At 67.6% G+C, this 14,332-nt stretch carries 16 protein-coding genes; 9 read left to right on the forward strand and 7 right to left on the reverse strand.

Annotated features, from left to right (window positions below):
• The first annotated feature begins 58 nt into the window (after window positions 1-58).
• The 8 genes from YM304_RS01580 (at window position 59) to heR (ending at window position 4,902) form a co-directional block, all read left to right on the forward strand.
• Entirely contained in the window at window positions 59-493 is a 435-nt protein-coding gene (locus tag YM304_RS01580) for a hotdog fold thioesterase (RefSeq protein WP_015439873.1), read from the forward strand.
• Window position 494: 1 nt separating this feature from the next.
• Window positions 495-998: a MarR family winged helix-turn-helix transcriptional regulator gene (locus tag YM304_RS01585; protein WP_015439874.1), complete on the forward strand. Its 504-nt coding sequence runs from the start codon at window positions 495-497 to the stop codon at window positions 996-998.
• Between the two features lie 78 nt (window positions 999-1,076).
• Window positions 1,077-2,009 (forward strand): 1,2-phenylacetyl-CoA epoxidase subunit PaaA, encoded by a 933-nt coding sequence (gene paaA, locus YM304_RS01590; RefSeq protein ID WP_015439875.1) that lies wholly within the window; start codon window positions 1,077-1,079, stop codon window positions 2,007-2,009.
• Entirely contained in the window at window positions 2,006-2,551 is a 546-nt protein-coding gene (locus YM304_RS01595) for a PaaD-like zinc ribbon domain-containing protein (RefSeq protein ID WP_015439876.1), read from the forward strand. The genes paaA and YM304_RS01595 overlap by 4 nt, the downstream gene beginning before the upstream one ends.
• On the forward strand, window positions 2,548-2,820 hold the full coding sequence (gene paaB / locus YM304_RS01600; RefSeq protein WP_015439877.1) for a putative ring-hydroxylation complex protein PaaH: 273 nt from the start codon (window positions 2,548-2,550) through the stop codon (window positions 2,818-2,820). Before YM304_RS01595 ends, paaB begins: the two co-directional genes overlap by 4 nt.
• Window positions 2,817-3,569 (forward strand): 1,2-phenylacetyl-CoA epoxidase subunit PaaC, encoded by a 753-nt coding sequence (gene paaC / locus YM304_RS01605; RefSeq protein ID WP_015439878.1) that lies wholly within the window; start codon window positions 2,817-2,819, stop codon window positions 3,567-3,569. Before paaB ends, paaC begins: the two co-directional genes overlap by 4 nt.
• A gap of 61 nt (window positions 3,570-3,630) precedes the next feature.
• Window positions 3,631-4,023 carry a DUF3237 family protein gene (locus YM304_RS01610; RefSeq protein WP_015439879.1) on the forward strand — a complete coding sequence of 131 codons (393 nt, stop codon included), beginning with the start codon at window positions 3,631-3,633 and terminating at the stop codon, window positions 4,021-4,023.
• Window positions 4,024-4,140: 117 nt separating this feature from the next.
• Window positions 4,141-4,902 carry a heliorhodopsin HeR gene (gene heR, locus YM304_RS01615; RefSeq protein WP_015439880.1) on the forward strand — a complete coding sequence of 254 codons (762 nt, stop codon included), beginning with the start codon at window positions 4,141-4,143 and terminating at the stop codon, window positions 4,900-4,902.
• 58 nt (window positions 4,903-4,960) lie between these two features.
• Here heR and YM304_RS01620 read toward each other — a convergent pair whose 3' ends face one another.
• From YM304_RS01620 to YM304_RS01650, 7 genes are all read right to left on the reverse strand, one after another.
• Complete coding sequence (locus tag YM304_RS01620) at window positions 4,961-6,157, reverse strand: hypothetical protein (protein ID WP_015439881.1); 1,197 nt, start codon at window positions 6,155-6,157, stop codon at window positions 4,961-4,963.
• Window positions 6,158-6,285: 128 nt separating this feature from the next.
• A complete protein-coding gene (locus tag YM304_RS01625; protein WP_015439882.1) occupies window positions 6,286-7,536 on the reverse strand; it encodes an aspartate kinase in 1,251 nt (416 codons plus the stop codon).
• Between the two features lie 85 nt (window positions 7,537-7,621).
• Window positions 7,622-7,969, reverse strand: coding sequence for an antibiotic biosynthesis monooxygenase family protein (locus YM304_RS01630; protein WP_015439883.1), 348 nt, complete (start codon window positions 7,967-7,969; stop codon window positions 7,622-7,624).
• Window positions 7,970-8,006: 37 nt separating this feature from the next.
• Window positions 8,007-9,833: a hypothetical protein gene (locus YM304_RS01635; protein WP_015439884.1), complete on the reverse strand. Its 1,827-nt coding sequence runs from the start codon at window positions 9,831-9,833 to the stop codon at window positions 8,007-8,009.
• Between the two features lie 66 nt (window positions 9,834-9,899).
• On the reverse strand, window positions 9,900-11,087 hold the full coding sequence (locus tag YM304_RS01640) for an aminotransferase class V-fold PLP-dependent enzyme (protein WP_015439885.1): 1,188 nt from the start codon (window positions 11,085-11,087) through the stop codon (window positions 9,900-9,902).
• A 24-nt stretch (window positions 11,088-11,111) separates the two neighbouring features.
• A complete protein-coding gene (gene ligD, locus YM304_RS01645; protein WP_041297894.1) occupies window positions 11,112-12,008 on the reverse strand; it encodes a non-homologous end-joining DNA ligase in 897 nt (298 codons plus the stop codon).
• A 33-nt stretch (window positions 12,009-12,041) separates the two neighbouring features.
• Window positions 12,042-13,262 (reverse strand): CaiB/BaiF CoA transferase family protein, encoded by a 1,221-nt coding sequence (locus YM304_RS01650; RefSeq protein ID WP_041298646.1) that lies wholly within the window; start codon window positions 13,260-13,262, stop codon window positions 12,042-12,044.
• Window positions 13,263-13,379: 117 nt separating this feature from the next.
• Between YM304_RS01650 and YM304_RS01655 the strand changes: the two genes are divergently transcribed.
• Window positions 13,380-14,204 (forward strand): SDR family NAD(P)-dependent oxidoreductase, encoded by an 825-nt coding sequence (locus tag YM304_RS01655; RefSeq protein WP_015439888.1) that lies wholly within the window; start codon window positions 13,380-13,382, stop codon window positions 14,202-14,204.
• Window positions 14,205-14,332: the final 128 nt, after the last annotated feature.

Genomic DNA, 14,332 nt, shown 5'->3' on the forward strand with positions numbered 1-14,332 from the left:
CGCTAGGTCGGGGCACCGTCCGCAAGCGCAGCTCCGTCGGTTCGTTAACGTCTGAACGATGAGTACCCGATCACCTCACGACGTGTCGGCGAGCATGCATGCGCAGGACCGAGTGGCGCAGGGCATGGCGATGTCGATCGACGCGGTCGACGACGGTTCGGCCACGGTGTCGATGGTGGTGACCGACGAGATGTGCAACGGTCTCGGGGTCTGTCACGGCGGCCTGCTGTTCACGCTCGCCGACACGGCGATGGCGCACGCGTCGAACGCCGGCGATCAGCGAGCGTTCTCGACCACGGCGCAGATCGACTGGATCAACTCGGCCCTGGTCGGCCAGACCCTCACGGCGACGAGCACACGGATCAGCCAGCGCAGCAAGAGTTCGATCCACGACGTGATGGTCGTCAACGATCTCGGCGAGACCATCGCCTTGGTCCGCGGGCAGACCCTGACCGTCGGCGGCGCGGTGGCCGTGTCCGACCCGGCGAGCTGACGTGACCGGCTCCGACTCTGGCGCCCCCGGCGCCGACGACTTCGAGGCACGTGCCGCGGCTCGTGTGTCCGACCTCGGCGACGACATCGACGTCACGACGTTCGCCGCGATGTTCGATCTGTTTCGGGCGTCGGCGCGCCTCATCAGCGACCTCGAGAACACGGTCCATCGGCCCGCCGGGCTGTCGACCGCCGGCTTTCGTGTGCTGTTCACCGTATGGGTCTTCGAGTCGTTGGAGCCGCGGCAGATCGCTCACCTGTCCGGCGTGTCGCGCGCTGCGGTGTCGGGCGTGGTCGCCACGCTCGAACGTGACGGCTTCGTCACCCGAACGCGCCGGACCGACGACCGGCGACTGATCAGCGTCGAGCCGACCGATGCGGGCCGCGCCGTGCTCGCCTCGGCGTATCAGCAGCAGAACCTGCGCGAGCGCGAGCTGTTCTCGACGTTGTCGGCCGACGAGTTGGCGCAGTTCACGGCGACGCTGCGCAAGCTCCTCGCCACGTGACCGGCGACGCCTACCGGCAACGGTCAGCGAGATAGTTAAGGCCTTGACGATCTCGGGCCGTCGCGCGACGATGGACCCATGAGAACGCTGGCCGCTCCTCCGACAGGCGGGCGAACCTGGTCCGACCTCGATGACTTCCAGTCGTTCATCGACGACGGCGGCATCGTCGAACCCTCCGACGAGATGCCCGACGAGTACCGCAACGAGGTCTTCCGCTTCATCGAGTTCCACGCCAACTCCGAGTTGATGGGTGGGCTCACCGAACGCGACTGGATCCCCCACGCGCCGGGCCTGCGGCTCAAACAGATCTTTCTCGCCAAGACGCAGGACGAGATCGGCCACGCGCATCTGCTCTACATGGTCGCCGCCGACATGGGCGTGAAGACGCGAACCGAGATGCTCGAGCAGCTGTTCGACGGGCGCTCCCGTTTCCACAACGTCTTCCACTACCAAGCCGTCACCTGGGCCGATCAGGTGGCGATCGCCTACCTCGTCGACGCGGCAGCGTTCGCGAGTCAACGAGCCGTCTTCGCCGAGTGCACCTACGGGCCGTACAAGCGAGTGCTCAAGCGCATCGTCGCCGAAGAGGGCTTTCACATGCGGCACGGCGAAGAGATGCTGCTGCGCCTGGCCACGGGCACGCCGACGCAGCACGAGATGTTCCAGGCTGCGCTCGATCGCTGGTGGTGGCCGGCGGTGCAGTTGTTCGGCCCCGACTCTCCTCCGGGCGACGCCGACCCGTTGATCCGTTGGAAGATCAAGTCGCAGCGCAACGAAGTGCTGCGCGACGCCTACGTGCAGAAGTACGTGCCGCTGCTGCAGAGCTACGGGTTCCGCATCCCCGACGACGAGCTCCATCAGGATGCCGCCGGTCGGTGGGTCACGAGCACGATCGACTGGGAGCCGTTGAAGGCGACCATGCGCAATGGTGGCCCCGACTCGGCTCGCCGCATCAAGACGGCAGCCGACAACTGGGCCGACACCGCCTGGGTGCGCGAGGCCCTCGGATGAGCACTGTCATCCCGAGCGCGGTCGCCTCCGTGTCGATGCTCGACGCTGTTCGTGAGGCGGTCGCCGCGGTCGACGATCCGGAGTATCCCGATGTCTCCATCGTCGACCTGGGTCTCCTCGAATCGCTCGACGTCGTCGGCTCGCGAGCGACCGTCGGCCTGATCCCGACCTTCTCGGGTTGCCCGGCGCTGCACATGATCGCCGCCGACGTGGCGGCATCGGTCGAAGCCGTCACCGGCATCGCCGAGTGCGTGGTCGCATGGCTTCCCGGCCCGGTGTGGTCGACCGATCGCATGTCGAGCGCTGCAGCCCGGCGCCTGTCCGACGAGTACACCGTCACGCTGCGCCGCAAAGACGGTGGCCTCCGCTGCCCGGTCTGCGGCAGCGACGCGGTCACCGATCAGTCGATGGCCGGCCCCACCCGCTGCCGCTCGATCGCCTGGTGCAACACCTGCCGCAACCCCGTCGAAGTCATGCGCACCACCAACCTGGTTATTTCCATCCCGGATGGAAATAACCAGGTTCGGGGAGGTGGGGCGTGAACACGTACGAGGTGTTCTTGAAGAAGCCGGGCAAAGACGAGTTCCGGCACGCCGGGACGCTCGATGCCCCCGACCCCGACATGGCGTTGATGCTTGCCCGAGAGACGCACAGCCGTCGGGGTGAAGGTGCCGAGATGTGGCTCGTCGATCGCAACGACGTGCTGGTCGGCGACCCCGACCACCTGGCGCTCACCGCCGACAAACCACATCGCCACAACGACGGCACCGCTGTGGCCGCCCGTCGCCGAGAGAACCGAGCGAGCTCATGACCCTGTCCGACGGTTCACGCGAGTTCCTGCTGGCCCTGGCCGACGACGAGCACATGATCGGAGCTCGGCACACGTCGTGGATCGGTCTCGGGCCGTTTCTCGAAGAGGACCTCGCCTTCTGTTCGATCGCGCAGGACGAGCTCGGTCACGCCATCGCGCTCTACGAGATCCTGCTCGACGATGCCGGCCGTTCGCGCGACGAACTCGATGCCTTCGCGATCATGCGAGACGCAAAGGAGTTCCGCAGTTGCCAACTCGCCGAGGTCGAGTGCGGCGCGTGGAGCGACTCGCTCGTACGCCACTGGCTCTACGACCGCGCCGAGTCGCTTCGGTGGGAGGCCCTGCTCGACTCGAGCGACCAGGCTGTGGCGTCGCTCGCGGCACGAGCGCTTCGCGAAGAGTCGTTTCATCTCGCGCACGCCGCGCAGTTCATGTCACGAATCGCACCGGACCGGCCACGCCAGATCCTCGACTCGATCGATCGGCTCCTGCCCCTGGCGATCCGACAGTGGCAACCCGTCGACGGGGAGCCGGCCGCACTCGCCGACGGTGTCGCCACCGCCTCGTCGGCGGAGCTCGCCGAACGCTGGGAGCTCGCGGTGCGCGCCGACCTCGCCGACTGGAACCTCGAAGTCGCCTGGCCTGCCGTGCCCGACGTCGCCTCGCGCACCGAACGCAGCGTGGGATTCGACGACTTCCTCACCGGGCTTCGCAAGGTGATCGTCCTCGACGAAGCCGCCGTCTGGTGACGCGCTGAGCGTCACCACCACCCAGCTCACATCTGTCCAACATCACGAACCGGAGACCTCAATGCCCACACTCACCAGCCTCTGCACCATCGTCGTCACCCTCGACTTCACCCCGATCGGCAAGGTCGGAACCGGCCTGCGCATCGACGTTCCGTTCAGCGGCGTGGCGACGTCGTCGCACTGGGACGGCGAACGGCCCGTCGAAGGGGTCGACTACGTCACCATCGACGGCAACGGCATCCAGCAGCTCGACATCCGCGGCCGCATCGGCACCGGCAAAGAGGTCGTGAGCTACCGCGCCGTCGGCCGCGGCAACGAGGCCGGACCGATGGAACTGCTGGTCTTCGAAACCGCCAACGAAGAACTCGCGCATCTCAACTCGACGATCGCCGTCGCGGTCGGATCGGTCGATGGCAACCAACTCACCCTCGACGTCTCCGCCGTCGAACGCTGAACCCCACAACCGGTCATCTGGTGTCAGACACCGGATGACGGGGGCGTGACCGTTGTTTCCGCGAGAAGTGTCGAGCATCGTGAGAGTGGCACGGCGAATTCGGGGTACATGTAGAACGTGATCGAACTCGACGAAGCACGAGCAAAGAACCTCCGACTCTGGAATCTCGGCCTCACCGTCCTGCACGGCGTCCAGGCGGTCTTGATTCTGGTGATGGCGAGCGACTTCGTCATCGCGGTGACCACCGCGCCACCCACCGGCCCTCCGGGAAGTCGCGTCCCCGACGCAGAAACACTCGTCGATGTCCGCATCGGAGCAGCGATCGCGATCTTCCTCGCGCTCGCCGCGATCGATCACCTGATCACGGCCACGGTGGCTCGCTCGGCCTACGAGTCCGACCTGCGAAACGGGATCAACCGGTTCCGTTGGATCGAGTACTCGGTCAGCGCGACGATCATGATCCTGCTGATCTCGGCGTACTCGGGGATCACCGAGGTCACGGCCTTGTTCGCCATCGCCGGCACGAACGTGTCGATGATCCTGTTCGGCTGGCTGCAGGAGCGCTTCAACCCTCCGGGACGCACTGAGACCACGATGCTGCCGTTCTGGTTCGGTTGCGTCGCCGGCACCGCGCCGTGGGTCGCGATCTGGTTCAACGTCGTCACGGCCGACACCGTGCCCGGCTTCGTCTACGGCATCGTCGTCGCCGAACTCGTCTTCTTCTTCAGCTTCGCGCTCAACCAGTGGCTGCAGTACAAGGGCGTCGGCAAGTGGCGCGACTACATCTACGGCGAGAAGGCGTATCTCGTGCTGAGTCTCGTCGCGAAGTCGGTGCTGGCCTGGCAGATCTACGGCGGATCGCTCGGCACCGACACCTGACCCAGCGCCGTCATCTGGTGTCAGACACCGGATGACGGGACCGTCGTGTCAAACGGTGTCAGACACCGGATGCGGAGACGGTGTCGACGAACCAGGCATGGCGGATGTCGTCGGCGAGCGGGCGGGCCTCGAAGGTCCCGCTCGGCAGATGGAACAGCGTCGTGCCGTCGATCCACAGCATGCCGCGATCATTCGAGTCGACTTCGACATCGGTCACCGTCGGAGGAAAATCCAGGGCGGCAGCAGGGTCTTCCTCGAGCGTGACCGGGTCGAACATCCGCACGACCGAGAGATCGGGACCGGTGACGTGGATGGCGATCATCCCATCGGACGTCGTCCCCGCGAACCGGGTCGAGTCGAGGTCGGACAGATCGGAGACTTCCGCCGTCAGCGTCGACCGCAGCGTTGCCGCGTCGAACAGTTCGAGTTCGGTCCTGAACGACGTCGGGTCGTCGCCGGCGGCGACGACAGCGACCAGGGTGTCGTCGTCTGCCCAGTCGAGGTCGATGATGCTGCGGATCTCGGCGCCGGGCTGCTGATTCAGCAGGACCCCGGTTCCCTCGCCGCTGGTCGTGTCGACGACGGTGAGTGCCATGAAGTTGGCAGTGGCCCATCGGGCGCCGCTCGGGCTCAACGTCGGTGCACTGCCGACGGCGAACAGCCGCGAGTCGAGCGGTGCAGCGAGGGCGAAGACGTTGCCGCTCACCGGTTCGCAGCAGTCGGCGTAGACGAGGGAACCATCGACGACTCCGGCGACGTCGGAGATGTAGTTCGGGCCGGTGCCCTCGTCGACCGGCTCCCGTGGGTCTGGGTTGTCGACGAGGAGGACGGGGCCGCCGGCGCCGTCGACGCCGAGTGCGCCGGGGAGATGGACCAGATCGCCGTCGGTCTGGAGCGCCACGACGTCGTTCGGCGCGACGACCAGTTCACCCGGCGGCACCGGGGCGTCGAGGTCGAAGCGTTCGCCGCCGTCGTCGGGAGTCGTCGAACTCGGTGCCGGTGTCGTCGTGGCGGCGACAGAGGTGGTGGTCTCGACGACGGTCGTCGGCGGAATCGTCGTGGCCGGATCCGTCGTCGCCGGTGTCGTCGGTGCAGTCGTCGTCGAGGCGGCGTCGGTCGTTTCGGTGGTCGTTGCGGGTGCGTCCGTCGAGGGGCCGGCGTCCGAGGTTCCGTCGGGCCCAGCGCCGTCGCTGCCCGCGCACGCGGCGAGCGAAAGCGTGGTGATGAGGGCGATGGTCGGCCGAAGCAGTTCCATGCTTCGAGCTTGGCCGACGTGCTGCCGACGTGCAGATCGCGGTCGGGGATCGACGGCTGACCAGCCGCGATGCCGCCCCTCAGCACCCGTCATCTGGTGTCAGACACCGGATGACGGGGTTGGCGCGGCTACTTGCGGGTGGGGAGCGGAGCGCTGTAGTCGGCGCCCGAGTCGAGATCGAACGCGGTGTGCAGCGCGCGTGCGGCACGCTCCATGTCGCCGGCCGGGATGATGATCGACACGCGGATGGTCGACGTGGAGATCATCTGGATGTTGACGTCTTCGTCGGCGAGGACGCGGAACATCTTGGCGGCGATGCCCGGCGACGACTTCATGCCGGCACCCACCAGCGACAGCTTCGCGATGTCGTTGTCGTGGGTGACCGTTTCGGCGCCGATCTCGGCAGCCACCTGCTGGACGATCGACGTCGCCTCGTCGAGGTCGGCCATCGGCATGGTGAAGCTGATGTCGGTGCGGCCCTCGGTCGACGTGTTCTGCACGATCATGTCGACGTTGACGTTCGCCGCGGCGAGCGGCTCGAACAGCGCCGCGGAGATGCCCGGCTTGTCGGGCACGCCGAGCACGGTGACCTTGGCTTCGGTCATGTCGGTGACGACGCCGGAGATGATCGGATCTTCCACAGAGGGCTCCTCGTTGCTGACCAGCGTGCCGGGCTCCCAGGTGAAAGCCGAACGCACGTGGAGGGGGACATCATGATTGCGAGCAAACTCGACCGAACGCATCGCCAGCACCTTCGAACCGGCGCCGGCCATCTCGAGCATCTCGTCGAAGTGGACCTTGGCGAGCTTGCGAGCTTGCGGCACGATGCGCGGGTCGGCGGTGAACACGCCCGTGACATCGGTGTAGATCTCGCACGAATCGGCACCCATCGCCTGTGCGAGCGCCGAGGCGGTGAGGTCGGAGGCACCACGACCCATCGTGGTGACTTCCTTGTCGGTGCTGACGCCTTGGAATCCGGCGATCACGCAGACCTTGCCCTCGGCGAGCGAGTTGCGGACACGATCGCCCTTGACCTCGATGATCTTGGCCTTGCGGTGCGCGGTGTCGGTGATGATGCCGACCTGGCTGCCGGTGTAGCTGATCGCGTCGATGCCGCGATCGGCGAGGGCCATGGTGAGCAGCGCTGCGGTCTGGCGTTCGCCGGTGGTGAGCAGCATGTCCATCTCGCGGCCCGACTGCTTCTTGGCGACCTGATCGGCGAGGCTGATCAGGTTGTCGGTGGCCTTGCCCATCGCCGACACGACGACGATGACGTCGTTGCCGCGCTTCTTGGTGATCGCCACGTTGTCGGCGACCGCGTGGATGCGATCGGGATCGGCCACCGAGGTGCCGCCGTACTTCTGAACGATCAGTGTCACGGGTACGAGAGGTTATCGGCAGGCCGACGGCACCCCAGGCACGGGTTTCGCGCCTGCGCTGGGGTGCCGACTCAGCGGAGTGCGATCAGGCGCCCTTGACGACGTGTTCGACGACGTCGAACGACATGAGATCGGCGCCCTGTGCGACCGGCTTGCGAGCCTGCTCGCCGTCGCCGTCGGTGTTGCCGTCGGCCTGGCCGGAGCCGTGACCCTTGGCGAAGTCCTGGCTGTCGACCCACGCCTGGAAGTCGGCTTCCGACGCCCAGCGCGTGTAGACGAAGTAGCGGTCTTCGCCCTCGGTCGGGCGCAGCAGCTGGAAGTCTTCGAATCCCTCGAACTGCTCGACCATCTTGGCTCGACCGGCGAATCGCCCTTCGAGCTGCGGGCCCATGCCCTCGGGAATCGTGATGGCATTGATCTTGACGACGCTCATGCCATCAGCATGCCAGCTCGACGGGCCAGTCCGACCGTCAGCCCCGCGTCCACTCGCAGATGCCACCGAAGCGGGCGCCGACGTCTCCTGATTGGATCGTGATCGCGAGCGGTAGTGGGTCGTAGCGACTGTCGATTCGGATGGTTTCCATCGGCGACCAGTCGAATCCGCCGACGAATCCGGCGAAACTGTTGAGTCGCGACGCCACACAGATCTCGCCGAACGGCACCGTCGTCGTGTACGTGCCCGGGGCGATGTGGTCACCGACGACGTAGAACCCCTCGTCGAACGTCGACGGGAACGACGACGGCAGCGGATCGGGGGCCTCGTACGGCGTCACGGTTCCGCACGCCGAGTATTCGATCTCGACCGTGTCGTCGGTGGGTGCGACCTCGATGATCAGTTGGGCGCCGTGGAAGGTCGACACGTAGCCGTTCAGTTTGAACTCCTCGTCATCGTCGCGTCGATCGATGTCGCAGAAGCCGTCGTCGAACTCCTGCTTGATGTAGCGGCCGGGCGGCATCTGGTACGGGCCGACGGGGTAGTGGTCGTCGTAGTGATCCCGGGCGACGAACTCGAGCGGGCACCGCTCGCCGGTGTCGGCCGGTGCGTCGCCGATCAGGTAGCCGGCGACGTCGACGATCATCTCGACGTCGGACGACGCGAACATGCACACCATGCCGTTGCCGCCGAGTTTGGCGACGACGGTGTTGGCGATGACCTGCCCGGCGGAGTAGTTGAGGTTCGCCGCGTTCGGTCGGTCGGAGTTGCGGGGGTGGGCGGTGACGTAGCCGTTCTCGTCGGTGCCCACGGCGGTGACGTTCAAGATCACGGCGCTGGCGTCGGCGGGGATGTCGACCCGCCCACCGACCGGCAACTGCAGGGTGGTGCCGGCGCGTCGGTAGCCGATCTTCTCGACGATGCCGTCGGCGGTCTCCCCGCTGCCGCGGGTGTCGGTGATGCGCTGCGGTGCGTCGAGCGGTGCGTACGTGTCGGTCGGCAGGCTGCCCGACACGTCGACCACCACGTCGGTCGTGGCCGAGGTGAACACGCAGGTCGTGCCGTCGCCGTCGAGCTTGGCGATCACGCTGTTGGCCACGACGTCGCCGGCGCTGTAGTTGAGGTTGGCCGACAGCGGCTGCGGTTGATCGCACGGGTACACGGTGACGTACCCCCGTCGGGCAGGCCCGATGACGGTCACGTTCAGCACGGCGGTGGTGGCATCGGCGTCGATGCCGGCGCGACCCGCGACCTGGACTTCGAGGGCGGTGCCCTCGGTGTTCTTGCCGCCCTTCTCGAGTTGGCCGTCGACGGTGTCGCCGGTGCTGCGGGTGTCGACGATGCGCTGTGGCGAGTCGAGCGCTTCGAACGAGCCGCTCGGTAGCGATCCGGTGGCGTCGACGATGATGTTGGTGGTCGACGACGTGAAGATGCACGTCTTGCCGCTCGGGTCGAGCTTGGCGAACACGGCGTTGGCGATCACCTGGCCCTGCGCGTAGTTGAGGTTGGCGGCGTTCGGCTGATCCTGGTCGCACGGATAGATCGTCAGGTAGCCGCGGCTCGTCGTGTTGGCGACGGTGACGTTCAAGACGGCGGTGTCGGCATCGGCGGGGATGCCCGCTCGGCCGGCCACCTGCAGTTCCAGGGTGTCGCCTCCGCTGACCGGCCCGCTCTTCTGGTCGTCGCCGTCGGCGGTCTCCCCGGTGGGCCGGGTGTCGGCGATGCGCTGCGGCGATGCGAGCGCTTCGAAGGTGCCGTCGGCGGCAACGGGCGAACTCGGGGTGACCGCTCCGATGGTGACACCGGTGACGGTGATGGCGAACGCGGCGGCGAGTCGACGGAATGAACGTCGTGGCGAAGACATGCGGTCAACGTACGCCTGCCCCGATAACAGCTGACCAACAGCTCGGCGGCGGCCCGCGCTGCCTGGTCAGGCGAGTTCGGCGAGCAGCGTGAGGCCGTCGTGGACGTCGACGAACCGGGTCGTGAGCGGCGAGAGTCCGAATCGGAGCACGTCGGGGTCGCGCTTGTCGACCACCACTCGCCGCTCGGCCATCGCTGACTGCAACGCAGCGGCGTCCGGGTGCGTGATCGAGACGTGCCCACCGCTCGACACCGGTGGGCGGGCGGTGGTGCAGATCAACCCGAGCTGCTCGGTGAGGTCGATCGCGAAGTTCGCGAGCTCCGCGGCCTTGCGGGCGATCGCCTCGATGCCGGCCTCGGCGCTGACCGAGATGCCCGAGCGAGCGGCGACGAGGCCGAGGATGCCGGGTGTGCCGTTGAGCATCCGGCCGATGCCGGGCTTCGGTTCGAACGGATTGTCCATCGCGAACTGGTCGGTCTGGCCGAACCAACCCCAGATCGGCTGTGTCACGTCAGGCTGGATCTCCCGACGGACGTAGGTGAAAGCGGGTGATCCGGGCCCACCGTTGAGGAACTTGTACGTGCAGCCGGCCGCCAGCTCGACACCGGATCCGGTGAGATCGAGGTCGACGACGCCGGCCGCGTGCGAGAGATCCCACACGGTGATCGCTCCGGCGTCGGCCGCTCGCCGCGTCTCGATGGCGAGCGGAGCGACCGCAGCTGTCCGGTAGTCGACGTGCGATCGAACCACCACGTCGACACCACTCAGATCGTCGAGCCCGTGACGGACCTCGACGGCCGCTGGCCTGTCGGAACGCAGCCGAGCGATCCCGTCGATGACGTATCGGTCGGTCGGGAACTCCGTCGCTTCGACGGCCACGACCACAGCGTCGTGGGAGCCACCGGATCGCTGGCGGCTGAGTTCGATGGCCACGTTGACCAACTGGAACAGACACACCGTGGTCGAGTCGTGCACCGCCACTTCGCCGGGCCGGGCACCGAGCAGCGGAGCGAGTTCGTCGCCGACCGTGAGCGGCAGGTCGAGCCAGCCGTGCTCCCACCACGACGTGATCAGGTCGCCGGCCCACTGCTGTTCGACCACGTCGCGGAGGGCGTCGACCGTGCGCCGCGGCGTCATGCCGAGCGAGTTGCCGTCGAGGTACACGAGGTCGGGGTCGGCGATGACGAACTCGTCACGCCAGCGGGCGAGCGGATCGTGAGCATCGAGTTGTTCCGCGTCGTGTCGAGAGATCATCCGGCACTCATCCTGACCGACGCGTCAGTCGTCGACAAGGCCGACGAAGCTCGCGTGACGCACGTGTCCGTCGTTGGTGAACTCGGCGATGTCGACGATCGCCCGCAGCTCGGGAGCGACCCAGGTCGCGGTGCGCGCGATGGGTCGAGGAGGCGCGGGGTCGAACGGGCACTGCTCGGTCTCCAGGGCGGCGAGCCGGGTGCGAAGCGACTCGAGCACGTCGTGGGTGAAGCCGGTGCCCACGCCCCCAGCGAACCGAAGACGGTCGTCTGCGCCGGAAGTGGCGTCGGGTTCGACGACGCCGACGAGGAGCGCTCCGAACGTGGACGAACGGTTGCCGGTGCCGGCGGTGAAGCCGCCGATCACGACCTCGACCCGCACCCGGTTCTTCAGCTTCAGCCAGTCCTTCGACCGCGCGCCGGGCCGATACACCGAATCGACCCGTTTCGCGATGAGCCCTTCGAGGCCCTGTTCTGCCGTGGCATCGAGGAGCGCCTTGCCGCCGGTCAGATGGTGCGCGGGAACGGCCCAGTGGTCGCCTGGCTCCACGAGTTGCATCAGCAGGTCGCGGCGCGACGTGTACGGCAGGTCGACCGTGTCGGTGCCGTTGATCGAGAGCACGTCGAACGCGTGGAACATCGCCGGGTGGCGTGAGGCGTCGCGCGCCTGCACGAGATCGAAGCTCGGGAGGCCGTCGTCGCCGATCACCAACATCTCGCCGTCGAGGATCGCCGTGTCGGCGTTGACGGCGCCGGCGATGTCGAGCACCTCCGGCCACCGCTCACTGCTGATCTTGCCCGACGTGGTCTGGAGCCGCACCGACGAGCCGTCGATGTGCGCGAGCGTCCGGTGTCCGTCCCACTTGATCTCGTAGGCCCACCCGTCGTCGGAGGCCGGCAGCGTCCCGAGGGTGGCCTTCATGGGGCTGACCGGGAAACGCAGGGCCACGACGACTCAGTTCGGAACTCGGCTCGACAACACGCCGTCGGCTTCGAGCGCGTCGAGGTCGTCGGTGCTCAACCCGAGGAGATCACCGAGCACCGTGCGGTTGTCTTCGCCGCGGAACTTCGGCACGCCCGCCACGCCGACCCCCGGGCCGTCGGAGAAACGCCACGGCGAGTTGGGCACGGTGATCGTGCCACCGGCGCGGTCGTCGACCTCGACCGTTGCCCCGCGAGCCTCGGCCCAGTCGGTTCGGGCGAGGTCGCCCGGCTCTCGGACCCTGCCGACGGCCAGTCGGTTGGCGGCGCAGATCCGCTCGAACTCGTCGGGGTCGGGGACGGTGAGGGCAAAGGCTCGGATGAGCTCGCACAGGTCGTCGTAGTGCTCGAGCCGCGCCGCGACGTCGGCGAAGCGTGGGTCGTCGGCGAGGTCGGGTCGCTCCATCGCCGACAGGAACAACTCGAAGGTGCCGCGCTCGGCGGGGTGACCGGCGACGATGAGCGACTCGCCGTTCGCCACCTTCATGACGAGGTAGTCGCCGGGTCGGAACGATCGGATCCACTGCGGGTCGGGCTCGCCCTCCCAGAGATCGTTGTGCAGATGCTCGTTGACGTAGAGCATCGTCTCGGCCATCGACACGTCGATGAGCTGACCGCGACCGGTGCGCTCGCGATGGAACAGCGCCGCGAGGATCGCGGCCCCCGCTTCGACGGCCGTGTACACGTCGGCGTGGCTGTGCGGGTCTTTGGTGAGCTGCCCGCCGCGGGCGTTGCCCTGCGATGCGATGAGGCCCGACTCGGCTTCGACGACCGGGGCATAGGCGCGCCGACCGACCCACGGCCCGTCCTGGCCGTAGCCCGAGATCGACGCCACGATCAGGCGCGGGTTGCGTTCGAGCAGCGCGGCGGGGCCGAGGCCGAGTCGCTCCATCACGCCCGGTCGATAGTTCTCGACCACCACGTCGACCTCGTCGCAGAGGCTGCGCACGAGTTCGGCGCCACGCTCCGTCGACAGGTCGATGCTGAGGTTCGCCTTGCCGACGTTCTGCTGCGCGAAGTACGTGGCGACGCCGTTCCGGCGCGGGAACGAGTAGCGGGTGAGGTCGCCGTCGGGCGGTTCGAGCTTGATGACGTCGGCCCCCATGTCGCTGAGCATCCGTGTCGCGTGCGGCCCCGACAGCACGCGGGTCAGATCGAGAACACGTATGCCATCGAGAGGTGTCGCAGCCGTCATCACCTCATCGTGTCGCATCGCGCAGCACTCCGTCGAAACGACCCTCGTCATCCGGTGTCTGACACCGAATGACGCATCGGGTCGGCGGGGGCCGTTGCGGAGCGCGACACTCGGGGCATGACGAACTCGACGCTCGCTGGCCAGGTCGCTCTCATCACCGGTGGCGGCACCGGCATCGGACTGGGATGCGCGCGTGCGCTGGCGGCCGACGGTGCCGCGGTGGTGTTGGCCGCCCGCAACACCGAGCGATTGGAGGCAGCGGCCGAACGGCTGGTGGCCGAGTTGCCCGACGCCGAGGTGGCGACGGTCGCCTGCGACGTCACCGACGAGGCGAGCGTCGCCGCTGCATGCGAGCACGCCGCCGAGATGGGGAGGTTCTCGATCGTGGTGGCCAACGCCGGGTACGGGTCGGCATCGCCGTTTCACCTCACGTCGACCGAGGAGTGGAACGGCGTCATCAACACGAACCTGACCGGCGCGTTCATCACCATGCGCGAGGCCGTGCCGCATCTCGTGGCTGCCGGCGGCGGGTCGATCGTGGCGGTGTCGTCGATCGCCGGTGTCGAGACGCACCGGTTCATGACGCCGTACACGGTGTCGAAGGCGGGTCTCGAGATGCTGGTCAAACAGGTCGCCGACGAACTCGGCCCGTCGCGCATTCGTGCCAACGCCGTGCGTCCCGGCCTCGTTCCGACCGACGCGACCGAGGGGATGATGCAGGTGCCGGCCATCGTCGACGACTACCTGGCGCAGATGCCGCTCGGCCGAGCCGGGCTGCCCGAAGAGATCGGCGCGGCGGTGCGCTTCCTGGCCGGCCCCGAGAGCGCGTGGGTCACCGGCACGTGCATGTCGGTCGACGGCGGACATCACCTCCGGCGCGGTCCGAACCTCGATGCGGTGATGGACATGCTCCACCCCGACGGCACCGCCCCCACCGCCTGACGCCGGCCGGCGAGCGAGTGCTCTGAACGCGTGGTGACGCGCGTTACGTCGGTTTTCGTGGCCACCGCGTTACGGTCAGTGGTTCGTCAGGCGTGTTTGCCTGATGGGCGCTGTTCGGGAATCTGCTC

Origin of the sequence: Ilumatobacter coccineus YM16-304, assembly GCF_000348785.1 — a bacterium.
Classification (GTDB): Bacteria; Actinomycetota; Acidimicrobiia; order Acidimicrobiales; family Ilumatobacteraceae; genus Ilumatobacter_A; species Ilumatobacter_A coccineus.

What these genes read in the sequence shown, in the direction of transcription:
- YM304_RS01620 (WP_015439881.1), bottom strand. Translation starts at nt 6,157, where the DNA reads ATGGAACTGCTTCGGCCGACCATCGCCCTCATCACCACGCTTTCGCTC.
- YM304_RS01580 (WP_015439873.1), top strand. Translation starts at nt 59, where the DNA reads ATGAGTACCCGATCACCTCACGACGTGTCGGCGAGCATGCATGCGCAG.
- ligD (WP_041297894.1), bottom strand. Translation starts at nt 12,008, where the DNA reads ATGAAGGCCACCCTCGGGACGCTGCCGGCCTCCGACGACGGGTGGGCC.
- YM304_RS01635 (WP_015439884.1), bottom strand. Translation starts at nt 9,833, where the DNA reads ATGTCTTCGCCACGACGTTCATTCCGTCGACTCGCCGCCGCGTTCGCC.
- YM304_RS01655 (WP_015439888.1), top strand. Translation starts at nt 13,380, where the DNA reads ATGACGAACTCGACGCTCGCTGGCCAGGTCGCTCTCATCACCGGTGGC.
- YM304_RS01610 (WP_015439879.1), top strand. Translation starts at nt 3,631, where the DNA reads ATGCCCACACTCACCAGCCTCTGCACCATCGTCGTCACCCTCGACTTC.
- paaC (WP_015439878.1), top strand. Translation starts at nt 2,817, where the DNA reads ATGACCCTGTCCGACGGTTCACGCGAGTTCCTGCTGGCCCTGGCCGAC.
- YM304_RS01630 (WP_015439883.1), bottom strand. Translation starts at nt 7,969, where the DNA reads ATGAGCGTCGTCAAGATCAATGCCATCACGATTCCCGAGGGCATGGGC.
- YM304_RS01650 (WP_041298646.1), bottom strand. Translation starts at nt 13,262, where the DNA reads ATGACGGCTGCGACACCTCTCGATGGCATACGTGTTCTCGATCTGACC.
- YM304_RS01595 (WP_015439876.1), top strand. Translation starts at nt 2,006, where the DNA reads ATGAGCACTGTCATCCCGAGCGCGGTCGCCTCCGTGTCGATGCTCGAC.
- paaA (WP_015439875.1), top strand. Translation starts at nt 1,077, where the DNA reads ATGAGAACGCTGGCCGCTCCTCCGACAGGCGGGCGAACCTGGTCCGAC.
- YM304_RS01640 (WP_015439885.1), bottom strand. Translation starts at nt 11,087, where the DNA reads ATGATCTCTCGACACGACGCGGAACAACTCGATGCTCACGATCCGCTC.